Source organism: Fundidesulfovibrio agrisoli, from assembly GCF_022808715.1.
Classification (GTDB): Bacteria; Desulfobacterota; Desulfovibrionia; order Desulfovibrionales; family Desulfovibrionaceae; genus Fundidesulfovibrio; species Fundidesulfovibrio agrisoli.
Map to the genome: position 1 here is coordinate 19,809 of NZ_JAKZKX010000030.1, position 23,212 is coordinate 43,020.

The 23,212-nt window shown below is 69.1% G+C and carries 17 protein-coding genes and 1 tRNA gene; 11 read left to right on the plus strand and 7 right to left on the minus strand.

Annotated features, from left to right (window positions below):
* The first annotated feature begins 1 nt into the window (after position 1).
* Positions 2 to 898: a TIGR00269 family protein gene (locus MLE27_RS16160; protein WP_243313368.1), complete on the plus strand. Its 897-nt coding sequence runs from the start codon at positions 2 to 4 to the stop codon at positions 896 to 898.
* The gene (locus tag MLE27_RS16165) at positions 895 to 1,530 is read left to right on the plus strand and encodes a hypothetical protein (protein ID WP_243313370.1); all 636 of its coding nucleotides are present in this window, start codon (positions 895 to 897) and stop codon (positions 1,528 to 1,530) included. The genes MLE27_RS16160 and MLE27_RS16165 overlap by 4 nt, the downstream gene beginning before the upstream one ends.
* Here the strand turns inward: MLE27_RS16165 and pgl are convergent.
* The gene (pgl, locus tag MLE27_RS16170) at positions 1,510 to 2,214 is read right to left on the minus strand and encodes a 6-phosphogluconolactonase (RefSeq protein WP_243313372.1); all 705 of its coding nucleotides are present in this window, start codon (positions 2,212 to 2,214) and stop codon (positions 1,510 to 1,512) included. The genes MLE27_RS16165 and pgl overlap by 21 nt on opposite strands.
* The gene (zwf, locus tag MLE27_RS16175) at positions 2,198 to 3,745 is read right to left on the minus strand and encodes a glucose-6-phosphate dehydrogenase (protein WP_243313374.1); all 1,548 of its coding nucleotides are present in this window, start codon (positions 3,743 to 3,745) and stop codon (positions 2,198 to 2,200) included. Before zwf ends, pgl begins: the two co-directional genes overlap by 17 nt.
* Before the next feature lie 161 nt (positions 3,746 to 3,906).
* Between zwf and MLE27_RS18060 the strand changes: the two genes are divergently transcribed.
* Positions 3,907 to 4,029 carry a hypothetical protein gene (locus MLE27_RS18060; RefSeq protein ID WP_279355881.1) on the plus strand — a complete coding sequence of 41 codons (123 nt, stop codon included), beginning with the start codon at positions 3,907 to 3,909 and terminating at the stop codon, positions 4,027 to 4,029.
* A 23-nt stretch (positions 4,030 to 4,052) separates the two neighbouring features.
* Positions 4,053 to 4,907 (plus strand): pirin family protein, encoded by an 855-nt coding sequence (locus MLE27_RS16180; protein ID WP_243313376.1) that lies wholly within the window; start codon positions 4,053 to 4,055, stop codon positions 4,905 to 4,907.
* Positions 4,908 to 4,950: 43 nt separating this feature from the next.
* Here MLE27_RS16180 and MLE27_RS16185 read toward each other — a convergent pair whose 3' ends face one another.
* Entirely contained in the window at positions 4,951 to 7,395 is a 2,445-nt protein-coding gene (locus MLE27_RS16185; protein WP_243313378.1) for a DNA internalization-related competence protein ComEC/Rec2, read from the minus strand.
* Complete coding sequence (gene murA, locus MLE27_RS16190; RefSeq protein WP_243313380.1) at positions 7,392 to 8,648, minus strand: UDP-N-acetylglucosamine 1-carboxyvinyltransferase; 1,257 nt, start codon at positions 8,646 to 8,648, stop codon at positions 7,392 to 7,394. Before murA ends, MLE27_RS16185 begins: the two co-directional genes overlap by 4 nt.
* A 194-nt stretch (positions 8,649 to 8,842) precedes the next feature.
* Here murA and MLE27_RS16195 point away from each other — a divergent pair.
* A tRNA-His gene (locus MLE27_RS16195) sits at positions 8,843 to 8,918 on the plus strand.
* Between the two features lie 103 nt (positions 8,919 to 9,021).
* Here MLE27_RS16195 and MLE27_RS16200 read toward each other — a convergent pair.
* The 3 genes from MLE27_RS16200 to MLE27_RS16210 form a co-directional block, all read right to left on the minus strand.
* Positions 9,022 to 9,438 carry a carboxymuconolactone decarboxylase family protein gene (locus MLE27_RS16200; RefSeq protein ID WP_243313382.1) on the minus strand — a complete coding sequence of 139 codons (417 nt, stop codon included), beginning with the start codon at positions 9,436 to 9,438 and terminating at the stop codon, positions 9,022 to 9,024.
* A 54-nt stretch (positions 9,439 to 9,492) separates the two neighbouring features.
* On the minus strand, positions 9,493 to 10,950 hold the full coding sequence (locus tag MLE27_RS16205) for an outer membrane homotrimeric porin (protein ID WP_243313385.1): 1,458 nt from the start codon (positions 10,948 to 10,950) through the stop codon (positions 9,493 to 9,495).
* A 176-nt stretch (positions 10,951 to 11,126) separates the two neighbouring features.
* Entirely contained in the window at positions 11,127 to 12,581 is a 1,455-nt protein-coding gene (locus tag MLE27_RS16210; protein WP_243313387.1) for an outer membrane homotrimeric porin, read from the minus strand.
* 243 nt (positions 12,582 to 12,824) lie between these two features.
* Between MLE27_RS16210 and MLE27_RS16215 the strand changes: the two genes are divergently transcribed.
* The 6 genes from MLE27_RS16215 to selB all read left to right on the plus strand — a co-directional run bounded on the left by MLE27_RS16215 (position 12,825) and on the right by selB (position 23,134).
* Entirely contained in the window at positions 12,825 to 13,982 is a 1,158-nt protein-coding gene (locus MLE27_RS16215; RefSeq protein WP_243313389.1) for an acyltransferase family protein, read from the plus strand.
* Positions 13,983 to 14,480: 498 nt separating this feature from the next.
* Positions 14,481 to 16,346, plus strand: coding sequence for a methyl-accepting chemotaxis protein (locus MLE27_RS16220; RefSeq protein WP_243313391.1), 1,866 nt, complete (start codon positions 14,481 to 14,483; stop codon positions 16,344 to 16,346).
* A gap of 138 nt (positions 16,347 to 16,484) precedes the next feature.
* Complete coding sequence (locus tag MLE27_RS16225; protein ID WP_243313393.1) at positions 16,485 to 17,852, plus strand: L-serine ammonia-lyase; 1,368 nt, start codon at positions 16,485 to 16,487, stop codon at positions 17,850 to 17,852.
* Positions 17,853 to 18,252: 400 nt separating this feature from the next.
* Positions 18,253 to 19,656, plus strand: coding sequence for an L-seryl-tRNA(Sec) selenium transferase (selA, locus tag MLE27_RS16230; protein ID WP_243313395.1), 1,404 nt, complete (start codon positions 18,253 to 18,255; stop codon positions 19,654 to 19,656).
* Positions 19,657 to 19,714: 58 nt separating this feature from the next.
* Complete coding sequence (locus tag MLE27_RS16235) at positions 19,715 to 21,124, plus strand: aminopeptidase (RefSeq protein WP_243313397.1); 1,410 nt, start codon at positions 19,715 to 19,717, stop codon at positions 21,122 to 21,124.
* A gap of 105 nt (positions 21,125 to 21,229) precedes the next feature.
* Entirely contained in the window at positions 21,230 to 23,134 is a 1,905-nt protein-coding gene (selB, locus tag MLE27_RS16240; protein ID WP_243313401.1) for a selenocysteine-specific translation elongation factor, read from the plus strand.
* Positions 23,135 to 23,212: the final 78 nt, after the last annotated feature.

Genomic DNA, 23,212 nt, shown 5'->3' on the forward strand with positions numbered 1-23,212 from the left:
CGTGAAGTGCCGCCGCTGCAGCGAGCTGGCGCAGGTCCGCCTGCCCAGCCATCACACCGGGTTCTGCGCCTCCTGCTTCGAAACCTATTTCCTGCGCCAGGTGGAGCGGGGCATCCACGAGCACAAGCAGTTCTCCAAGGAGGACCGCCTGCTCCTGGCCGTCTCCGGCGGCAAGGACTCGCTGGGTCTGCTGCTGGCCCTGTCCAAGCTGGAGTACGACGTCACGGCCCTGCACATCGACCTGGGCATCCCCGTCTCCTCCCAGAGCGCGCGCTCCACGGTGGAGGCCTACTGCGCCGCGCATTCCATCAAGCTGCACGTGCTGGAGACCACGGAGAAGGGCCTGCCCATCCCCGAGGTCAAGAAGCGCGTGAACCGGCCCATCTGCTCGGTCTGCGGCAAGATCAAGCGCCATTGGTTCAACCGCTTCGCCTACGAGAACGGCTACAACGTGCTGGCCACGGGCCACAACCTGGACGACGAGGTGGCCCGCCTGTTCGCCAACACCCTGCGCTGGGACCAGGCCTATCTGGCCGGGCAGGGCCCCGTGAGCCCCGCCGAGGGCAGGTTCGTGCGCAAGGTCAAGCCCCTGTGCCGCCTGACCGAATACGAGACGGCCGTGTGGTGCTTCCTGAACGGCATCGAGCACGTGCTGGCCGCCTGCCCCTATTCCGCCGGGGCCAGCTTCACCGGGCACAAGAAGCTTCTGGCCGACCTGGAGGAGCGCAGCCCGGGCATGAAGATGCAGTTCTACGAACACTTCCTGCAGCGCGGCAAGCCCGCGTTCCAGGCGATCAGGGCCGAGGCCCCGCCGCTCAACGAGTGCGCCCGCTGCGGCTACCCCTCCTCCATGGAGGTCTGCGGCGTTTGCCGCATCAAGGAGCAGTTGGAGGCGTGAGCGCGAGCCAGGCCAGCCTGTGGGCGGCGCGCAGGCGCGCGGCCCTGATGCGCCCGGCGCGCTGGTTCGCGGCCGGGGCGGCCTGCCTGGTGCTGGTGGCCGGGGGCTGGCTGGCCTTCCGCGAGGCCCGGCTGCAGCGCCTGCCGGGGCAGACTGCCCAAGCCGTGGCCGCGCTGCGTGCCGAGCAGGCCATGCTGCGCCTGAAGCACCTGGCCCTAGCCGCCAACCTGGCAAAAGTGCTGAACAATTCGCTTCTGGCGGACATCACCGGGGAGCTCAGCACCGAGCAGCCCTGCGTGCTGGAGCCCAGGCTGGACCAGGCCGGCCCGGACTCCCCCTGCGCCGCCCGCTGGGACCGCGCCCTGGGCGTGATCTGGGCCAAGGCTTTCGGGCCTCAGGCCGGGCCGCCGCCGGACTGGCTGCGACGCGACCCCTGGGGCAGGCCTGTGCTGCTCAACGAGGGCGAGAGCGTCTGCCAGTCGCCCGTGGTGAACTGCGTCAATGACACCCTGCGCAGCGCCGGGCCGGACGGGGTGGTCAACACCGCCGACGACCTGGTGGCCAGCATCCCGGCCTTCCTGGGCCCCGAACTCCACAGACGCGCCGTGGAGTCAGCCCGCCAGAATCCATAGCAGCCGCCCGGCCGGGCGCACCAGCGATGCTGGGCAGTCCGGCCGCCTCCCGGCCGCAATATCCGAAGCAAGAGCCGCCTTGTCCGCCCCCGAAGCCAGGAAGAAGGCCAGCCGCGCCGCGTTCAGCACCGGCAGGGTCAGGCTGACGCGCGGGATGGGCGGGTCCGCCCCGGCGTAGGCCACGTCCACGGCCCAGAGCGTGTGCTCCTCAAGGGCTGGCTGGCCCGGGAACAGCGAGGCCGTGTGCCCGTCCCCGCCCAGGCCCAGGTGCAGGCAGTCGAACGCGGGCGGGCCGCCCGCGCCGAAGTGCGCTGTCAGTTCCTCCCGGTAGAGCCGCGCGGCCTGGTCCGCGCTGGCCGCCTCCCCCCTGATCCTGTGCACCCCGGCCGGGGCTTCCGGCAGCCGCGCCAGCAACGCGCCCCGCGCCGCGCCGTAGTTGCTGCGCGGGTCTTCCGGGGGCGTCATGCGTTCGTCCACCCAGAAGAGGTGCGTGGCGGCCCAGGGCAGGACCTGCCCGGCCAGCAGCTCGAAGTAGCGCTCGGGGGTGGAGCCGCCGGACACGGCCAGGGCGAACGCCCCGCGCGCGGCCACGGCCTCCCGCGCGGCCTGGGCCGTGAGTTGCGCTGCGCGCAGGCTGGCGGCCTCCAGATCGGCATGGCGCTCCATTTCAGGCGATGGGATCAAGCCCGATGTCCTTCCTGAACCCATGGTGCAGCTCCTGTGCCTCCCGCGGCCCCCAGCTCCCGGCGGGGTAGACGCGCAGGTGCGCGTTGGGGTCGTCGCAGCGCTCGCACATCTCAAGCACCGGGGTCAAAAAGCCCCAGCACAGCTCCACGGCGTCCTGGCTCCAGAAGAGCATGTGGTCGCCCAGCATGCAGTCCAGCAGCACCTTCTCGTAGGAGTCCAGCGGCGGCCCGGTGTAGCCCTGCTGGAAATCGAAGCTCATGGAGGCCGTGCGCAGGCAGAAGCGCGGCCCCGGGTTCTTGACCTGGAAGCTCAGGTTGATGGACTCCTGCGGGTAGGTCTCCATGACCAGCCTGTTGGCCGAGACGTGTTCGCCCAGCACCCGGCGGTAGATGGAGTGGGGCACCTCCTTGAACTTGACCACGATGCGCGTGAGCTTGCGCGCCAGGCGCTTGCCCGAGGTGATGTAGAAGGGCACGCCCTGCCAGCGCCAGTTGTCCACGTGGGCCTTGAGCATGGCGAAGGTGGGCGTGGTGGAGTTCGGGGCCACGTTCTTCTCCTCCCGGTAGCCGGGCAGCGCGCCCTCCTTGCCGGGGCCGTACTGCCCGAGCACCAGCTGGCCGAAGCCCACGGCCGGGTCGAAGGGCCGCAGGCACTTGTATACCTTCACCTTTTCGTCGAGCACCTCCCCCGCGTGGAACAGGGTGGGCGGCTCCATGGCGGCCAGGGCCAGCAGTTGCATCATGTGGTTCTGGAACATGTCGCGCAGCACGCCCGCCTGCTCGTAGTAGCCCGCGCGATGCTCCACGCCCAGGTCCTCGGCGGCCACGATGGAGACGTACTCCACGTAGTTGCGGTTCCACACCGGCTCGAACACGGCGTTGGCGAAGCGGAACAGCAGGATGTTCTGGATTGTCTCCTTGGCGAGGTAGTGGTCGATCCGGAAGATCTGCTCCTCGCGGAAATGGGCGTGCAGGGCCTCGTCCAGGGTGCGGGCCGAGGCCAGGTCGCTGCCGAAGGGCTTCTCCACCACCAGGCGGGTCCAGGCGTGCTCCACGCCGCGCCCAGAGAGCCCGGAGGCACCGAGCATCCCGGCCACGGTCTCGTAGAGCGTGGGCGGTATGGCCAGGTAGAACATGCGGTTGCCGGGCAGGCCCAGGCGTTCCTCCAGGCCGGTTATGAAGCGGGAGAGCTCCAGGTAGCCGCCCAGGGCGTCGTACTCCAGGGCCTGGTAGTGGATGCGCTGGGACAGCTCGCCCCAGTCCAGCTCCAGGAGGTGCCCGGAGCGGGCCAGGGCCTCGCGCATGGATTCGCGGAACTCCTCCGTGGCCATCCTGGAGCGGGCCGCGCCCACGATGGCGAAGTTGCGGGGCAGGTCGCCCACCTGGAACAGGCGGGCCAGGGCGGGAAAGAGCTTGCGGGCGGAGAGGTCGCCCGAGGCTCCGAATATGACGATCACGCAGTCCTCGGGGCGGGTGTCCATGCGGCACTCGCCCTGGGGTGCGCTTGTTGGCTTGGCGTTTTCTTCCACTGGGGATGCCTCCTGGGGGATGGCCCAGCATAGCCCAATTCGGCGGGCGTAGCCAGGGGCGGGGCGATGCGTCTTTTGCGTTGAACATTGCGCGGGAAGCGGCCATAGGAGGATGGGGGCCGGACATTCCCGGCCCGGCGGCCATCACAGGAGGGGACCCCATGAGCGGCGACGCAGACAAGCCCGCACAGGGCGAGACGCGCCAGGTGCACATCGGCTGGCTGGTGCTGTTCTGCCTGGCGGTGGCGCTGGCCTACGCCTTCATGCGCGGGGCTTTTTCCTGATCGGCAGCGAGGAGGAATCAATCATGAGAAGAAGCGTTCTGAAAATGTTCACGGGCCAGCCCGTCATCGAGGGGGCCGGGGTGCGCCTGCGCCGGGTGTTCGGCTCGACCGAGGTGCCCAACTTCGACCCCTTCCTGATGCTGGACGACTTCCGCGCCCACAAGGTGGAGGATTTCATCAAGGGCTTCCCCTGGCACCCGCACCGGGGCATCGAGACCATCACCTACGTGCTCTCCGGCGACGTGGAGCACGGCGACAGCATGGGCAACTCCGGGGTGATCGGCGCGGGCGACGTGCAGTGGATGACGGCTGGCAGCGGCATCATCCACCAGGAGATGCCCAAGGGCGACGAGACCGGCTCCATGCTGGGCTTCCAGCTCTGGGCCAACCTGCCCGCCGACCAGAAGATGATGCCCCCGCGCTACCGGGGCCTCACCGCGGCGGACATCCCCGAGGTGCGCCGCGCCGACGGCACCGTGGTCAAGGTCATCGCGGGCAAGGTTGACGGCGTGCACGGACCCATGCGCGACATCGTCATCGACCCCGAATACCTGGACTGCGCCGTGCCCCAAGGGGTGGAGTTCGTGCACCCCACGCCCAGGGGCCACAAGGCCTTCATCTATGTGATCGGGGGCAAGGGAACGGTTGAGGGCGCTGCGGTGGAGAACCGCATGCTAGCGCTCTTCGGCGACGGCGACGAGCTGGCAGTTACCGGCGGGGAGGGCGGCGTGCGCTTCCTGCTGCTCACGGGCGCGCCCCTGGGCGAGCCTGTGGCCTGGGGCGGCCCCATCGTCATGAACACCGAGGAGGAGCTTGAGCTTGCCTTCCGCGAGCTGCGCGACGGCACCTTCATCAAGCACAAGTCTACGGGGATTTAGGGGGATATAAGCGGGAATCCAGGCCGGGAATTTGGCCGGGGAGCTACTCCGGCCCGCAGGGGCGCGCGGTCTCCACGCGGGGCGCGGCCCCGGGGGAATCCCAGGTGAGGCGCACGGCCCCGCAGCGGTCCGTGCCGAACACACGCGCCCCGGCCTTGCCCAGCGCGTCCAGCACGGCCGGGGCCGGGAAGCCGTAGCTGTTGCCGGACCCGGCGCTGACCAGGGCCACGGAGGGCGACACGGCCTCGTAGAGCTCCGGCGAGAGGGACCTGACACTGCCGTGGTGTGGCGCCACCAGGGCGTCGGCCGTCAGCGCGCGCCCGCTCCCCGAGACGTGCCCCAAGATGTAGGCCAGAGCGTGCGGCCCGGCGTCCCCGGGCAGCAGGGCCAGGCCCCGGCCCTTCCAGGTCAGGCGCAGCACCAGCGAGCCTTCGTTGCCGTGCGCGGCTCCCGAGACAGGCGGATGGAGCACCTCCAGGCCCAAATTCTGACCCGGATTTTGGCCCAGGTCGTGAAATTCTCCCTCGCGCCACGTTTCCGGGGCGAGCCCGCTGGCGGCCATACCGGCCAGGAAATCCCCCGCTCGGGGCAGCTCCCCGTTGCCCGCCAGGAAACCCACCCTGAACGACCCCAACAGATAGGCGAAGCCGCCGGTGTGATCGCGGTCCGGATGGGACATGACGAGCCCCTCGACCCTTGGCGCGCGGCCCCAGGTCAGGGCCGGGGCCAGCACGGCCCGCCCCATGTCGAACGTGCCCGAGAGCGCGCCGCCTCCGTCGACCATATAACGCCCCCCGCCCGGAACCTCGATCAGCGCGGACTGACCCTGGCCCACGTCCAGAAGCGTCAGGCTCACGCGCTCGCGCTGTTGGTCCCAGGCGCGCCAAAGCGGCGGGGCGGCGAGCAGCAGCAGGCAGAGGCAGGCCCAGCCCGCGCGGGCCTTGCGCTCCAGGGAGGCGAAGGCCGAGGCCAGGCCAAGCAGGGCGAACCAGCCCATAGCCTCGGGCCACCAGGGCCGCTGGATGGGGTAGGTGGCCAGCCAGCCGCGCGCGTCCATGGCCTCCAGGCTGCCGAGCATCCAGGAGCACACCGTGGCCGAGCCCGCCAGCAGGGGCTCGCCCACGATGGGCAGCCAGGTCACGGTCAGGGCTCCCAAATAGGCCAGGGGCTGCGCGGCCCACTCCACCACGGGCACCCAGAGCAGGTTCAGGTAGAGGTGCGGGCTGGCCTCCCCGAACAAGCTGGCCTGGATGGGGAACACCGCCAGTTGCGAGGCCAGGGTCACGCAGGCCCAGCCCACGGGCACGGCCAGCAGCAGGCTCCAGCGGGTGCGGCCGCCCAGGGCGCGCAGCCGCGTGAGCGCCGGGGCGGCCAGGGGCATGAGCAGCACCAGCCCGGCCACGGCGGCGGCCGAGAGCTGCAGGCCCACGTCGAACACGCAGAGCGGATTCCAGAGGAACATGGCGGCCAGGGCGATGAACAGGCCGTCGAGCAGCACGCGGCTCCTGCCCATGAGCACCAGCAGGCCCCAGGTGCCGAACATGATGGCCGCGCGCATGAGCGAGGGCTCGAAGCGGCCCAGCCAGAGGTAACAGGCCGTGAGCGGCAGCCCGATGAGCACGGCCAGCTTGGCCCTGGGCAGCGTCAGGCAGAGCCTGGGGCGCAGGGCGCAGGCCAGCCAGGCCGCGCACCAGCCCAAAGCGGCCACGGCCGCCAGGTTCATGCCCGAGACCGCCAGCAGGTGCGCCAGGGAGGCCCGGCGCACGCGCTCCAGGTCGGCCTGGGCGATGGCGAAGCGCTCTCCCGTGACCAGGCCCAGCACCATGCCCCCGGGGGAGCCCGGCCCTGCTCCGCGCAGAATCGCCTCGCGCAGTTCCAGCCGCCAGCGCTCCCAGTGGTCGTCCGGAGGCGGCCCGGCCAGGGCCACGCCTTTGGGGCCGAGGGTGTAGGCCCGCAGGAAGACCCCGCGCAGCCGCCAGCGCCAGCCCCAGCCGTCCACGCCGAAGTTGTCGAAGCCCTGGGCCGGGCGGGGCCGTGCGTCCAGGTCCACGCGGGAGCCGGGCTCGGGGCGGAAGGCCGGGTCCTGCCAGGTCCAGGCCATAAGGCCGGGAAGGCGGCCGGGAAGGGTTTCGTCCGTGGAGTCCCCATCGCGCAGCCGCACGTCCGAGAGCATGACCTCCAGCCGGTTGCCGGGGCGCTCCTGCACGGAGTCCACCAGGGCGTTCAGGTGGCTGCGGGTGCGCGGGGCGCTCCATTGGTCGAGATCGGGGGGGATTTCAGGAAGGCGCAGGCTGGCGTAGCCGAAGCCCAGCAGGGCGGCCAGGGCGAAGGCCGCCGGGTGGGGGAATCTCCTGCCCGCCAGCCGCCAGAGCGCGGCGGCCAGGATCGCGGCCCCGACGCCCGGGGCCGGATCGTGCGCGGCCCAGGCTCCGGCCGCGCAGGCCAGGAAGAGGGCCTGCCAGGGCAGCAGGCCCGGGCTCGGGGTCACTCCTTGGCGCGGGTGATGCGGGCGCCCAGGGCCTGGAGCTTGACCTCCATGGCCTCGTAGCCCCGGTCCAGGTGGTAGATGCGCGCCACCTCGGTGGTGCCCTTGGCCGCGAGGCCCGCCACCACCAGGGAGGCCGAGGCCCGCAGGTCGGAGGCCATCACGGGCGCGCCGGTGAGGCGCGGCACCCCGCGCACGAAGGCGCTCTGGGAGGTGACGGTGATCTTCGCGCCCAGGCGCACCAGCTCCTGCACGTGCATGAAGCGGTTCTCGAAGATGGTCTCGCGGATGGTGCCCGCCCCGGAGGAGACGCACATCAGGGCCATGAGCTGGGCCTGCATGTCGGTGGGGAAACCGGGGTAGGGGCGGGTGGTCACGTCCATGCAGGCCAGCTCGCCGCCGCGGCGGGCGCGCACCAGGCCGCCCTCGGCCTCCTCGATGGAAACGCCCATCTCGCGCAGCTTGCTGCACACGGCGTCCAGCGCGCCCATGGGGCAGTTCTCCAGCAGCAGGTCGCCGTCGGTCATGGCGGCGGCCACCAGGTAGGTGCCCGCCTCGATGCGGTCGGGCATGATGGCGTATTCGCAGCCCGAGAGCGACTCCACGCCCTCGATGCGGATCACGGGCGAGCCGTGCCCGGTGATCCTGGCCCCGCAGGCGTTGAGGAACTCGGCCAGGTCCATGATCTCGGGCTCGCGCGCGGCGTTCTCCAGGATGGTCTCGCCCTCGGCCAGGGCTGCGGCCATGAGCAGGTTCTCGGTGCCGCCCACGGTGACCTGGTCGAAGAGGATCTTGGCCCCGCGCAGGCGGTCGGCCTTGCCCTCGATGTAGCCCGAGTCCAGGTCGAACTGCGCGCCCATCTTCTCCAGGGCGGTGAGGTGCAGGTTCACCGGGCGCGCGCCGATGGCGCAGCCGCCGGGCAGGGCCACCCGGGCCTCGCCCAGGCGGGCCAGCAGCGGCCCCAGGCAGAGCACGGAGGCGCGCATGGTCTTCACCAGGTCGTAGGGGGCCTCGGGGTTGAGGCCCGCGCCGGGCTTCACGACGGCCGCGCCGTCCTCGAAGGAGGTCTCCATGCCCAGGATGTTCAGGAGCTTGAGCGTGGTGTTGATGTCGCGCAGCCGGGGCACGTTGGTGTAGGTGACGGGGCTGTCCAGCAGGATGGCGGCCATGAGGATGGGCAGGGCCGCGTTCTTGGAGCCGGAGACGCGCACGCGCCCTTTGAGGGGCGTGCCGCCTTCGATGACCAGTTTGTCCATGAATATCCTCGCGCTATGGGGGATGGCCCGAAGCATACGCCCGCGGCCATGCGCTGTGTTGTGGTTTGGGGCCGCAGGGCGGGCCTGCGGTCCGGCTTCCCTGTAGCGTGAAGCGGGCGCGTGCTCAAGGGATAGAAACGGGCGAAAGATGCTTGACCGCACACCGGGCTTGGGATAAGTCCCTTGGTTCGACGGTGGCTGTAGCTCAGTTGGCAGAGCACCAGGTTGTGGCCCTGGGGGCCGTGGGTTCAAGCCCCATCAGCCACCCCATCGAGCGAATGAAACCCCGGAAGCAAATGCTTCCGGGGTTTTTTGCGTCATCGCTCCCGGCGTGGGGCAGGCCCTCCGGCCATGCCCCGTCCAGTCGGGAACCTCAATCCCGGCCGCACTCGGACTCGCAGCCCGGGGTGGGGCCGGGGGCGGCGTGCCTGCAGGCCTGCCTGACCTCCCGCTTGAAGAGCTCGAAATCCACCTGCATGCCGTTGATGTAGGCGCTCCAGCCAGCGCTGGACTTGGCGTAGTGCACGGCGTCCTCGATTTCGGCCTCGGTGGCGCCGTTGAGCCGGGCCATCTCGGTGTGGAAGAACGCGCAGTACTTGCACTTTGTGGCCGCTGACAGGGCCACCCCGATCAGCTCGCGGTACTTGTTGGGGATGGGCCCCGGCACGAGCTGCACCCGCTTGAAGAGGTTCCACTCCAGCTCCAGCGATCCGTCGGGAATGGACTTGAACATGGTGGGCACCAGCCCGAACATCTCCTCCATTTCCTTGTAGATTTCGTCCCTGGTCATGGGGTCCTCCTTGCCATTTTCTCCGCTGTCCGCATCCCGCGCCGGGTAAGCGATCTAGAACCTGTAGTTCAGGCCGAAGGCCACCTTCACGGCGTCGCCGCCCTTGGCCTCGTTGACCAGGCGCGAGCCCCAGACGCTCTTCAGGAAGGAGCCGTGCGCCCAGCCGGCCTCCACGATGGCCGCGAGGTTCTCGTAGATGGCGTACTGGTTGTCGAAGTTGACGCCCAGGACGTATTCGCCCACGGCCAGATCGCGGCCCATCTGCACGTAGTTGCCGGTGCCGGTCAGCAACGTGGCGTTGCGCAGCGCCCGGCCGCTGTTGTTGCCCTGGGCGTAGGTGAAGGTCAGCCGGTGGGTGAGGTTCTCGATGAAGGAGACCTTGTTCAGCGAGGCGGCCAAGCCCCAGGAGCCCATGGCGTTGAGCCCCATGTTGCCCGCGCCGAAGGCCTGGTTCGAGTCGAACAGGAAGGAGGTGGACGGCCCCCAGGAGCCGACAACGGAGGGCATGCGCTCGGAGCCGTTGCGGGTGGAGCCGTCTTCGCCGGTGCCGTACCAGAAGCTGACCTGCGGGGTGAGCGCGGAGAACCCGGTGTATTCGGCGGCCAGGTCGAAGAACATGCCCGAGCGCCGGTTGGCGCTCTTGTCGGAGGCGTTGCCCTCGCCGTAGATCACGTCGCCGTAGAACTTGAAGGGGTCCAGGGCGGTGACGGCGACGGATGCGCCCACCCACCAAAAGGCGTTCTGGGCGTTGCGGAAGGTGGCCCCGGGAGCGAGCGAGGCGGCGGAGAGCAGGTTGGTGGCCAGGCTCTGGTTGGAATAACGGGGGGAGGCGCCGACGAAGGTGCTGGCGTAGCCCGCCGCGCGCCCGGCCACTGCGAGCATGGCCCACGGAGTGGCCTTGAAGCCGTCGAGGGTCACGGGCAGGGTCAGGAAGTAGCCGTCGAACTCGTCGGCCACCTGGGTCGTGGTGGTGTCGAAATCCTTGTTGGTGTCAAGGAAGCGGATGAAGCCGCCGTTGACCTTGAACTGCTCGGTCACGGGCGCGGAGAAGGTGGCTCCCGCCGCGCGGGTGCCGCCGAACACCGGGCTTGTGTTGAGCACGCTGGGGCCGGATATGGGCAGGTCGATGTCCTGCAGGCCGACGGTGAACTCCAGGTCGGTCCCGGGCCATTTGAACTGCAGGTAGGCCTGGTAGACGTCGATGGCGGTGGTGGGGTTGTCCACGGTGAAGGTGTCGTTGCCCCAGGCCCGGTTGTTGACCCGGATGCCGAACCGGAACTTGAGCCCCTCGTTGGCGATGAAGTCGGTGCGCAGGCGCAGGCGCTCCCATATCGTCAGGGGGTCGCCGGTGGTCGTGGCCTTGTAGTTCCACCCGGTGTAGTTCACGTGGCTCCAGGCGTTCCCCCATACGCGGGCCTCGCCGGTCATCCGTACTTCTGTGGCGGCCATGGCCGCCGTGGCGCAGCCCAGGGCGAGGGCAGCCAGCACTGCCAGGCTTGCAAGACGCTTCATTGTTCCCGACTCCTTTGCCGTTGATGGTTGTACACGGGCCGCAAACCAGCCCTGTCTGTGCGGAAGGATGTACAGAGAGGATAGCGTATCTTCCGCTTTCGCGGCAAGTGGCGCGGTCACTATTCTTAAGCTTGGGGTGGCTTTCGGGCCGGGCGAAGGCGTCCGCCCGCAGCCGCCTAGAACGTGTACTGCAGGCCGAAGGCCACCTTCCAGGCGTCCCCGTTCCTGGCCTGGTTCACGAAACGATGCCCCCAGACGCTCTGCTGGAACTGGCCATGGGCCCAGCCGGTCTCCGCAATGAGCGCCAGGTTGCCGTACAGGTCGTACCTGGTGTCGAAGTTGAGGCCCATAACATGTTCGTTGGCGGTCAGATCGCGGCCCATCTGCGCGTAGGTCCCCACACCCGTGAGCAGGTTGGCGTTGCGCAGGGCCCGGGGGCTGTTGGTGCCCCAGGCGTAGGCGAAGGTCAGGCGGTGGATCATGCTCTGCAGGAAGGAGATGGCGTTCAGGGAGAGGGCGAACCCCGCCGAGCCCATGGGGTTCAGGCCCATGGAGCCCTCGCCGAAGGCCTGGCTGGAGTCGAACAGGAAGGAGGTGGACGGCCCCCAGGAGCCCACCACGCTGGGCATGCGCTCGGAGCCGTTGGTGGTGGAGCCGTCCTCGCCGGTGGAATACCAGAAGGCCGCCTGGGGGGTGAAGTACAGCAGGTTGGTGTACTCGGCGGCCACGTCCAGGAAGAGGCCTCCGCGCCTGTTGGCCTTCCTGTCGCCGGCGTTGCCCTGGCCGTAGATCAGGTCGGCGTAGAACTTGAACGGGTCCGCGCTGGTGAGGGCCACCGAGGCCCCCGCCCACCAGTAGAGGTTCTGGGCGTTGCGGAACGTGGCCCCGGGGGCCAGGGAGGCCGCCGGGAACAGGTTGGTGGCCAGGCTCTGGTTGGTGGAGCGCGGGGTGTTCCCCACCGGGACGGCGTAGTTCGCGTTCCTGCCAGTTACGCCGAGCATGGCCCAGGGGGTGGCCAGGAAACCGTCCAGGGGGATGGGCAGGGTCATGAGGTAGCCGTCGAACTCGTCGGCCACCTGGGTGGTCGTGGTGTCGAAATCCTTGTTGGTGTCGAGGAAGCGGATGAACCCGCCGGTGAGCTTGAGCCCCGCGCCGCCCGGGATGGTGACCAGGGCCGCGGCGGCCCGTGTGCCGCCGAACACCGGGCTGGAGTTCAGCAGGCCCGGAGCGGAGACGGGCAGGTCGACATCCTGCAGGCCGATGGTGAACTCCACGTCCGAGCCGGGGCATTTGAACTGCAGGTATGCCTGATAGACGTCGATGGCGACGGAGGGGTTGTCCACCGTGAAAGTGTCGTTGCCCCAGGCCCTGTTGTTGACCCGTATGCCGGCGCGGAACTTCAGGTTGCCGTTGGCGATGAAGTCGGTGCGCAGGCGGTAGCGCTCCCAGATGGTCAGAGGGTCGCCGGTGGTCGTTCCCCGGGCGTTCCAGCCGGTGTAGTTGATGCGCGTCCAGGAGTTGCCCCAGATCCGCGCGTCGCCGGCCACCTTGACGGAGGTCGCCCCGAAGGCGGCAGCGGCGCTACAGGCAACAAAGGCTGCGATCAGGGCCATGCTGACGAGTCGCTTCATCATCATTCGCTCCTTGGGCGTCGCAGTGTCGCGGGCGGAGATCAGAAAACCTGGATCATGCAAGAGAAAATGGTTTGCACCCATCGATACCCCGATTCGGGTTCATGGGGCAAGCGACGGCAGGCCGGCGGCGCAGCCCCCCGATAAGGGATCAGGCCGCGCCGGCCTTGCCATTCATCGGGTTTAGTATGATAGCAGCCTCACCCGCACGCGCGGGGGATTGTTTTTCCATCGGGGCGGGGCATGGGCAAAAGCGGCGGCAGGCGGATCATCTCCGTGGATTTTCTCCGGGGTCTTACGGTGGCCTTCATGGTGGTGGCCAACAACCCCGGGGACACCATGTACATCTACCGCGAGATGGTGCACTCCCACTGGCACGGCTGGACCGCCGTGGACTTCATCTTTCCCATGTTCCTCTTCCTCGTGGGGGTCTCGGTGGCGCTGGCCGTCCGGCGGGATCCGCCGCCCCAGGGCCTCTGGCCGGGCGCGGTCAGGCGCGCGCTGGTCATCTTCTTCACGGGCCTCTTCGTCAACGGCTTCCCCACCTTCAACCTGGAGACACTGCGCATACCCGGCGTGCTGCAGCGCATCGCCGTGGTCTATCTGGCAACGCTCTGGCTGCACCTGAAGCTCTCGCGTGACGGGGTTCTCGGGGTGGCGCTGGGCATCCTGGTGGGCTACTGGCTGCTCTGGGCCTTCGTGCCGGTGCCGGGGCTGGGCTACCCGACCCTGGACATGGAGTACAACCTGGAAGGCTGGCTGGACCAGACGCTCCTGCGCGGCCACATCTGGGAATACGACACCTCCTGGGACCCCGAGGGCCTGCTCTCCACGCTGCCCTGCGTGGCGCTGGCCCTGTTCGGGGTGCTCGCCGGGCGCTGGCTCAGGCGCGGCGGCGACAACCCCGGCTGGGGCTCCGTGTTCCTGATCGGGTTCTGGCTGCACCTGGGCGGGCTGGCCTGGGACGAATGGTTCCCCATCAACAAGGTCATCACCACCAGCTCCTTCGTGATGTTCGTGGGCGGCTTCGGCCTGATGCTCACCGCCCTGGCCCACCGCCTGCTGGACAGGGCGGAGGGCAAGCCATGGATGGCCCCGGTTCTGGCGTTGGGCAGGCACGCCCTGCCCGTGTATGTGATCTCGCAGGTCGTGACCCAGGTGCTCTACGTCACCCGGCTGCCCGGCGGCAGGCGGGGGCTCGGCAAGAGCCTGCACTTCTGGCTGTTCGACGGGTTCTTCGGCTTCGTGGGGGACAGGCACGCCGCCTCCCTGGCCTGGGGGGTGGGGCTGCTCCTGGCGCTGACGCTCGTGGTGATGGCCTGGGATTACCTCGTGTCGCGCCACGCCGCCAGGACCAGCGACTGGCCCCCCACCGAAGGGCGCTACGGCGTCCGCAGGTAGCTTGGGGCTTGTTTGGCGCGGGGGGGGGCGAGTTTTTTTTCGCCACGGCGTTTTTCTCCTTTCCTCGAAGTCCCTCGCCTGATAGAGGTCGTGTGCCTTAATCACTGCCACAGGGCGGCGGGGTTCCAACCAACCCAACCTCGCCGCCCTTTAACTCGCCCAAGCGACTGTAAATAAGAATGGTTCCTTTGTTTGTGTCTTTCGCCACTAAAGCTTTGGCGTGACTAGTCGATGAGCGGGTGTTGGACTTTGATCCGGGCATGTGTCCGAGGTGGGGTTGCCCGTCTGGGGAGAGATTGGCGTCGGGGTGTCTGAAAGGATGACGGTGCCCCCGGAAAGCATACTGATTTGGTAGTGTATCAAATTTGCCAATCTCTCGATGCTGATTAATTATGATTTATGGTGCTGTTTCACGCATCCGTAGCGGACACCCTTGGAAATCGGGCGCACGGATCGGCTTGGTCCCAGAAGTCACACGCGGGGCCGCAAGGAGGGGTTGTGAACAACATTCGCGTAGGCGTCAGGCTGGTGGCGGCGTTCATTGTGGTGTCGGTGCTCACGTCCGTGGTCGGGCTCGTGGGGTATCTCGGGCTCAATTCGGCCAAAAAAGATCTTGATGCGAGCACGAGGCTGTACATTCCGGCCATCGAGAATCTGACCACCATCCGCTTCAATCTGCGCAACATCGTGGTCGCGCAGCGCACGATGCTGACGGAATCCATCCTGCCGCAGGAGCGCCAGCGTCAGAAGGACAACATCCAGAACGCCCGCAAGAACTACCGGGAGGCCCTGGAGCGCTTCGAGAAGCTTGACCATTCCAAGGATGCCCTGGCCGCCTGGGGCGAGTTCAAGAAGGTCCTGCCTGAAACGCGCGAGATCAATGACAAGATCACTGAGGTCGTTGAGGCCTGGGAAAAGAATCCCGATAACAAGTCCCTGGCGCTCGAAGCAGAGAAGGCCGTGATCGAGCGCGGCGGCGAGAACAACCGCAAGCTCAACGACGCCCTGGGCAAGGTCATAGCTATCTACACCGCGAACGCCGAGCGGGATTCCCTCGCGGCCGAGGCCACCATCAGCTGGCAGACCAAGCTGCTCATGTCGCTGGCCATCGCCGCGCCCATCCTCTCCGTGCTGGTGGGCGTGTTCGTGACCCGCACCATCGTGCGCCCGCTCAAGGGCGCCATGAATTTCTCTGGGGCCGTGGCGGAAGGCAACCTCAACGCCAGCCTGGATGTGCACCAGAGGGACGAGGTGGGCAGGCTGGCCGACGGGCTGCGCGCCATGGTGGGCGCCTTGAAGGAGAAGATCGCCGAGGCCGACCAGAAGAGCGCCCAGGCCGAGCGCGAGGCCGAGGCCGCGCGCGTGGCCACCGCCGAGGCCCAGGAGGCCAAGGCCCAGGCCGAGCGCGCCAAGGCCGAGGGCATGCTCCAGGCCGCCAACGAGCTCGAGGGCGTGGTGGAGATCGTCACCAGCGCTTCGGAGCAGCTCTCCGCGCAGGTGGAGCAGTCCAGCCGGGGCGCCGAGCACCAGGCCCAGCGCGTGGGTGAAACCGCCACCGCCATGGAGGAGATGAACGCCACCGTTCTGGAGGTTGCCCGCAACGCCTCCCAGGCCGCCGAGACCTCCGACCGGGCCAGGATGAAGGCCGAGGAGGGCTCGCAGGTGGTGGGCCGCGTGGTGGAGGGCATCGGCGAGGTGCAGAGGAACTCGCTCAAGCTCAAAGAGGACATGACCGAGCTGGGCCAGCAGGCCGAGGGCATCGGCAGGATCATGAGCGTCATCTCCGACATCGCGGACCAGACCAACCTCCTGGCGCTCAACGCCGCCATCGAGGCGGCCCGCGCGGGCGACGCCGGTCGCGGCTTCGCGGTGGTCGCGGACGAGGTGCGCAAGCTGGCCGAGAAGACCATGACCGCCACCAAGGAAGTGGGCGACGCCATCCGGGGCATCCAGCAGGGCACCCAGAGCAACGTCGTCAACGTGGAGAAGGCCGCCGGGATCATCGCCGAGGCCACGGAGCTGGCCGCCAGGTCCGGCGAGGCACTGCGCGAGATCGTCACCCTGGTGGACCTCTCCTCCGACCAGGTGCGCGCCATCGCCACTGCCTCCGAGCAGCAGTCCGCCGCCAGCGAGGAGATCAACCGCTCCATCGAGGACATCAGCCGCATCTCCTCCGAGACTTCGGAGGGCATGCGCCAGTCCGCACTGGCCGTGGAGGAGCTGGCCAACCAGGCCCAGGTGCTCAAGAACCTCATCGGGCAGATGCAGGCCGAAGGCTCGGGCCAGGCCCTGCCTGCCGGCGGAGGCTCGCAAGCCCGCCTGACCTCTGTGGCTCACAAGAAGCCCCGGGCCTTGGCAGCCTAGCCCTACCCCGCGAACGTCTTGACCGGACCGGCGCGCAAAGCTGCGCGCCGGTCTTTTTTTCGCCACCGGAAGGGCGCGGGGGCCTCGGGAGGCGCTCACCAGTGGCAATTGACGGGGTTTTAGGCTAGCGGAGGCTCCATGAATCCCGTGACCACCTCCATTTTCGAGCTGTTCAAGGTCGGGCCCGGCCCGTCGAGTTCTCACACCATCGGCCCCATGCTCGCTTCGGTGGAGTTCATGGCCCAGGCCGCCGAACTTCCCAGCCAGACCCTGGACCGGGCCACGGGCCTGCGCGTGACGCTGCTCGGCTCCCTGGCGGCCACGGGCCGGGGCCACGGCACCGTGCGGGCCGTGCTGGCCGGGCTTCTGGGCAACCGGCCCCAGAGCTGCCCGCCCGACATCCTGGACAGCCTCGCCGGGTTCGAGTCCGGCACGGTGCTGCTCGCCGGGAGGACCCTGCCCCTGCGCGAGGCCGACATCGTGTTCGACATGCTGGCCAAGGCGGAGCGCCACCCCAACACCATGGTCTTCCGCCTGCTGGACGCCGACGGCGCGGCCCTGTTCGAGCGCGAGGCCTACTCCGTGGGCGGCGGGTTCATCGAATGGCGGGACCAAGCCCCGGCCCAGCGCCCGGCCCCGGCCTATCCTTACGACTCCATGACCGGCTTCAGGGAGGTGCTTGCAGCCACGGGCCTGAGCCTGCCCGAGGTGATGATCGCCAACGAGGCCGCCCTCACCGGGCAGACCCCCAAGCAGATCGAGGCCCGCATCGAGGACGTGATGCGCGCCATGGAGGACGCCGTGGAGCGCGGCCTGGAGACCGAGGGCGTGCTGCCCGGGCCTCTGGGGCTCAACCGCAAGGCCAAGGCCCTGTTCGAGCGCTACCGGCAGGACCCCCAGATGCAGGACAGGCCCATCCTGGCCCTGTGCGCCTGCGCCTTCGCCGCCTCGGAGGAGAACGCCGCCGGGCACACCATCGTCACCGCGCCCACCTCGGGCGGGTCGGGCGTGCTGGCCTCGGTGCTCTACGTCACCAAGAACCTGCGCCCCACTGCGGGCGTGTTCCGCAAGGCCCTGCGCGAGGGCATGTTCGCCGCTGCCCTGGTTGGGATGCTCGCAAAGCACAACGCCTCGGTGAGCGGGGCGGAGGTGGGCTGCCAGGGCGAGGTGGGGGTGGCCTCGGCCATGTCCGCCGCGTTCCTGGCCCAAGTCTACGGCCACGAGGCCAAGCTGGTGGAGAACGCGGCGGAGACCGCCCTGGAGCACCACCTGGGCCTCACCTGCGACCCGGTGCAGGGCTACGTGCAGATTCCCTGCATCGAGCGCAACGCCATGGGCGCGGTGAAGGCCTACGCCGCCTACCAGATCGCTGCAGCGGTGGTGTCGTCCCACCACATGGTGGGGCTGGACCAGGCCATCAGGGCCATGGCCGAGACCGGGCGGGACATGTGCGCCAAATACAAGGAGACCGCCCAGGGCGGGCTGGCCACCACGGTGCGCTGCTAAGAAATTTGGGTTGTAGTCTCCCAGGGGTGTCCGCGCCGGGCCGGGCATGACGACATATCGGAAGAATATCGCCATGCCCGGCCCGGCGCGGGGCGGGCCCGGCCGACTTAGGGTACTATCACCGCCAGCCCCGGCCCGGCGCGGAGACCCCTGGGAGACGGCCCGGACCAGGGCGGCAGGCCTGCGGTCAGGAATAACCGCCGGACATCTGGTACGCGTTGCCGAACCCGGCCTCCGAACGCGATGTCACCCGGCGCGACGCAATGCGGAAAGGGATTGCAAAGGGAGGAACTCCCTTTGCCCGCCGGAGGCCTTCCCTCAGGCCGTCCCCCAGTCCCACCTTGATTGCCATCAGTCCGGATGTAAGCTAATTCCCCGTATCTTTGCGGGGAGAGCCACCATGTCCAACACCCTTTTCCGTCTGCTGCCCTCCATGGACCGCGTGCTGGCCGCGCTGGACGGCCGCCCGGAGCTTTCCGGCGCGCCCAGGGCCCTGGTGCGCGAGGCGGCCCAGGCCTTTCTGGACGCCCAGCGGGAGGAGATCCGCTCCGGCCTGGTCGCCGACCCCGCCCATCTGGAGTGGGAGCGCCTGGCCCCACGCCTGGAGTGCTTCGTGCGCTCCTACGTGCGCCCGCGCTTCCGCCGGGTGCTCAACGGCACGGGCGTGGTGGTGCACACCAACCTGGGCCGCTCCATCCTGGCCGAGAGCGCTTCCCGCGCCGTGCAGAGCGCCTGCGCGCACTACTCCAACCTGGAGTTCGACTTGGAGACCGGCCAGCGCGGCAGCCGCTACAGCCACGTGGAAGGCCTGCTGACGCAGCTGACCGGTGCCGAGGCCGCCGTGGTGGTCAACAACAACGCCGCCGCCGTGCTCCTGGTGCTTTCGAGCCTGTGCGAGGGCCGCGAAGTGGTGGTCTCGCGCGGGCAGCTGGTGGAGATCGGCGGCTCGTTCCGCGTTCCCGAGGTGATGGCCAAGTCCGGTGCCATCCTCAAGGAGGTGGGGGCCACCAACCGCACCCACCTGCGCGACTACCGCCAGGCCGTCGGCCCGGACACGGCCGCGCTCATGCGCGTGCACACCTCGAATTTCCGCATCATCGGCTTCACCAAGGAGGTTCCTCTCGAGGAACTGGCCGAACTGGGCCGGGAGCTCGGCCTGCCCGTCATCGAGGATCTGGGCAGCGGCACCCTCTTCGACTTCGCCCAGGCCGGGCTGCCCGGCGAGCCCACCGTGCGCGAGGTGGTGGCCCAGGGGGCGGACGTGGTCTGCTTCAGCGGGGACAAGGTGCTGGGCGGGCCGCAGGCTGGCATCATCGTGGGCCGCAGGGAATACATCGACGTCATCCGGCGCAACCAGTTGAACCGGGCGCTACGCATCGACAAGATGACCCTGGCCGCCCTGGAGGCAACGCTGCGCCTCTACCTGGACCCGGAGCTGGCCCGCGCCCAGGTGCCCACACTGTCCATGATCTGCGCCACCCCCAAGGAGCTGGCCGCCAAGGCCCGCGCCCTGGCCGGGCTGCTGCGCCGCAGGCTGGGCCACACGCTGGAGGCCACGACGGTGCCCGGAGCCTCGCGCGTGGGCGGGGGGGCCTTCCCCGAGCGCGACCTGCCCACCACCCTGGTGCGCCTCGAGCCACGCGACGCCTCCATCGGGGCCGACGCCCTGCGCGAGCGCCTGCTCGGCACGGACCCGCCCCTGGTGGGCCGCATCGAGGACGGCCGCTTCTGCCTGGACCCGCGCACCCTGGACAGGAACGAATTTCCCCTGGCGGCTCAGGCATTGGCGCAAGCGCTGGCCTGAAACCCGGCCCAGACTCTGGACTGAACCGCTACGGATCATCACGCCTCAAGGAGTGAGCATGAAAAGCCTCGAACACGAATCCAAGAACTGCTGGGACGTCTACGCCTCCGAGCAGGACCGCGCCGCCATGGACGCCCTGGCCGCCGGATACGTCTCCTTCCTCTCCACCTGCAAGACCGAACGCGAGGTCATGCGCTACGTGCGCGAGCGCCTGGCGGCCGCTGGCTACGCCGAGAGCCCCAACGGCGACTTCACGGGCGACGCCTGCTTCCGCATCTTCAAGGGCAAGACCGTGTTCATCGCCCGCAAGGGCAAGAAGCCCCTGTCCGAGGGCTTCCGCCTGCTGGGCGCCCACGCGGACTCCCCCCGCCTGGACCTCAAGCAGCGCCCCCTCTACGAGGACTGCAGCGTCTCCCAGGCCAAGACCCACTACTACGGCGGCATCCGCAAGCACCAGTGGCTGGCGCGCGCCCTGGCCCTGCACGGGGTGGTGGTCAAGGCCGACGGCACCGCCGTGGAGGTCGTCATCGGCGAGGACCCGGCCGACCCGGTGTTCACCATCCCGGACCTGCTGCCCCACCTGGCCTACAAGCAGATGGAGCAGAAGCTGGCCGACGCCTTCGAGGCCGAGAAGCTCAACATCATCATGGGCCACGCCCCGGCGGGCTCTGACAGCATCCCCGTGGACGGCAAGGCCTGCGACCCCTCCGACGCCAAGTGCAAGCTCAAGTCCCAGGTGCTGACGCTGCTCAACAAGCGCTACGGCATCACCGAGTCCGACCTGTACTCGGCGGAGCTGCAGGCCGTGCCCGCCGGGCCGGCGCGCTACGTGGGCCTGGATTCGGCGCTCATCGGCGGCTACGGCCACGACGACCGTATCTGCGTCTACGCCGGGCTGGAGGCCCTGCTGGCCGCCGAGCAGCCCGAGCACACCCAGATCGTGCTCTTCTGGGACAAGGAGGAGATCGGCTCCGAAGGCTCCACCGGGGCCAGCTCCAAGTTCTTCGAGTACTGCCTGGAGGACCTGATCCACGCCTGGGAGCCGGGTGCGCGCCCCTCGCGCGTGCTGGACGCCTCCAAGGCCGTGTCCGCCGACGTCAACGCCGCCCTGGACCCCGACTACCAGGACGTGCACGAGAAGCTCAACGCCTGCCTGATCGGGCACGGCCCCACGCTCAACAAGTTCACCGGCCATCGCGGCAAGGTTGGCGCCAGCGACGCCCACCCCGAGTACGTGGCCTGGGTCAGGAACGTTCTCGACGGCGCGGGCGTGCCCTGGCAGATGGCGGAGCTCGGCAAGGTGGACCTGGGCGGCGGCGGCACCGTGGCCAAGTTCCTGGCCAAGTACGGCATGGACATCATCGACTTCGGCCCGCCCGTGCTCTCCATGCACAGCCCGCTGGAGCTGGCCAGCAAGGCCGACCTGTACGCCACCATGCTCGCCTACAAGGCGTTCCTGGAGAGCTAGGGGACGCCGCCGGGGAGCGCATCCGCGTTCTCCGGCCGCAGTGCGAACGGTTCCGCCGGAGCGGGCTCCAAAGGGCCTCTCCGGGGACGCGACACGAGGAGCATCATGCCGGTCATCATGGGCACAGCCGGTCACATCGACCACGGCAAGACCACGCTGGTGAAGGCGCTCACGGGCGTGGACTGCGACCGCCTGGCCGAAGAGAAAAAGCGCGGCATCACCATCGAGCTGGGCTTCGCCTCCATGGAGCTGCCGGGCGGCCAGACGCTCGGCGTGGTGGACGTGCCCGGGCACGAACGCTTCGTGAAGAACATGGTGGCCGGGGCCGCGGGCATCGACTTCGTGGTCCTGGTGATCGCGGCGGACGAGGGCGTCATGCCCCAGACCCGCGAGCACCTGGAAATATGCACCCTGCTTGGCGTCACCGACGGCGTGGTGGCCCTGACCAAGGTGGACGCCGTGGACGAGGAGTGGCTGGCCCTGGTCACGGAGGACGTGCGGGCCTACCTTTCGTCCTCCTTCCTGGCCGAGGCTCCGCTCATCCCCGTGTCCGCGCACACCGGCCAGGGGCTCGACGCGCTGAGCGCCGAGCTGGCCCGCCTGGCCGGGGACCATGCGCCCAAGCGTCGCTCCGACCTGGCCCGGCTGCCCATCGACCGCGTGTTCACAATGCGCGGGCACGGCACCGTGGTCACGGGCACGCTCATCTCCGGCGCGCTCCACGCGGGCGACGAGGTGGCGCTCTATCCCTCGGGCAAGGTCAGCAAGGTGCGCGGCCTGCAGGTGCACGGCCACACGGACGACACGGCCCGCGCCGGGCAGCGCACCGCCGTGAACCTCATGGGCCTGGAAGTGGAGGACGTGGAGCGCGGCGAGGTGCTGGCCCGGCCCGGCACCCTGTTCCCCTCCCTGGCCTGGAACATGGAGGTCACCTGCCTGCCCTCGGCCCACCGGGGCCTGCGCCACAGGGGCGAGGTGCACTTCCACCACGGCACGCGCGAGGTCATGGCGCGGCTCTACTTCCTGGACCGCGACAAGCTGGAGCCAGGGCAGACCGCCCTGTGCCAGGCGCGGTTCGAGTCGCCCCTGGCGGGCGTCACCGGGGACCGCTGCGTCATGCGGGCCTTCTCCCCCCTGCGCACCGTGGCGGGCGGCACCATCATCTCGCCCCTGGCCGGGCGCGTGAAGCGCCACGGGCCGGAGCTGGCCCTGCTGGGCGCGCTGCCCGCCGCCGGGCCCGAGGAACGCGTGGCCCTGCACCTCAAGCTGCGCGGACGCGAGGGCGCGAGCTTCGCCGCGCTCATGGTGCTCACCGGGCTCGAGAGCCGCGAGCTGGACAAGGCCCTGCAAGGCTTTTCCGGCAAGGGCAAGGCCAGCCTGTGGGACAAGGAGTCGCGCCAGTGGATCTCGGGCGAGGTGCTGGACGAGCTCTCCGCCGGGCTGCTCGAACACCTGGCCGCATTCCACAAGCGCGAGCCGCTCAAGCAGGGCGTGGCCCGGGGCGAGCTGGCCTCCACCTGGGGCAGGGGGCTGCACCCCAAGCTCATGCACTTCCTGGCCGAGCGGCTCATCAAGGCGGGCAGGATCGCGCAGGAGCAGGAGCTCATGCGCCTGCCGGAGCACAGCGTGAGCCTGGGCACGGACCAGGCCGACCTGCGTAAGCGCCTGCTGGACGTCTACGAGCTGGGCGGGCTGACGCCCCCCAACTACAAGGACGTGCTGGAGCTTTTGGGCGTGGGGCAGAAGGAGGCCCAGCCCGTGTACAAGCTCCTGCAGGACCAGGGCCTGATCTCCCGCATCAAGGAGGACATGTACTTCGCCGTGTCCGCCCTGGAGGGGCTCAAGAAGACCGTGGCCGCCTACTTCGCGGAGCACAAGGAGCTCGGCCCCCAGGATTTCCGGGAGCTCACCAACCTGACGCGCAAGTTCTCCATTCCGCTGTTGGAATACCTGGACAAGGAGAAGGTGACCATGCGCGTGGGGGACAAGCGCCTGCCCAGAGCCTTATAAATTGCAGCGCCAGCCTTGGGGAGGGGCCAGCGCGGCGGGGAGCCTGCCGATGGATTTGAACAACATCGGCCGGCTCCC

Excerpts from the sequence above, each read along its gene's own strand:
- MLE27_RS16225 (WP_243313393.1), top strand. The coding sequence starts at position 16,485 with ATGAATCCCGTGACCACCTCCATTTTCGAGCTGTTCAAGGTCGGGCCC.
- MLE27_RS16200 (WP_243313382.1), bottom strand. The coding sequence starts at position 9,438 with ATGACCAGGGACGAAATCTACAAGGAAATGGAGGAGATGTTCGGGCTG.
- MLE27_RS18060 (WP_279355881.1), top strand. The coding sequence starts at position 3,907 with ATGAGCGGCGACGCAGACAAGCCCGCACAGGGCGAGACGCGCCAGGTG.
- murA (WP_243313380.1), bottom strand. The coding sequence starts at position 8,648 with ATGGACAAACTGGTCATCGAAGGCGGCACGCCCCTCAAAGGGCGCGTG.
- MLE27_RS16235 (WP_243313397.1), top strand. The coding sequence starts at position 19,715 with ATGAAAAGCCTCGAACACGAATCCAAGAACTGCTGGGACGTCTACGCC.
- selA (WP_243313395.1), top strand. The coding sequence starts at position 18,253 with ATGTCCAACACCCTTTTCCGTCTGCTGCCCTCCATGGACCGCGTGCTG.
- MLE27_RS16210 (WP_243313387.1), bottom strand. The coding sequence starts at position 12,581 with ATGAAGCGACTCGTCAGCATGGCCCTGATCGCAGCCTTTGTTGCCTGT.
- MLE27_RS16205 (WP_243313385.1), bottom strand. The coding sequence starts at position 10,950 with ATGAAGCGTCTTGCAAGCCTGGCAGTGCTGGCTGCCCTCGCCCTGGGC.
- MLE27_RS16180 (WP_243313376.1), top strand. The coding sequence starts at position 4,053 with ATGAGAAGAAGCGTTCTGAAAATGTTCACGGGCCAGCCCGTCATCGAG.
- selB (WP_243313401.1), top strand. The coding sequence starts at position 21,230 with ATGCCGGTCATCATGGGCACAGCCGGTCACATCGACCACGGCAAGACC.
- MLE27_RS16215 (WP_243313389.1), top strand. The coding sequence starts at position 12,825 with ATGGGCAAAAGCGGCGGCAGGCGGATCATCTCCGTGGATTTTCTCCGG.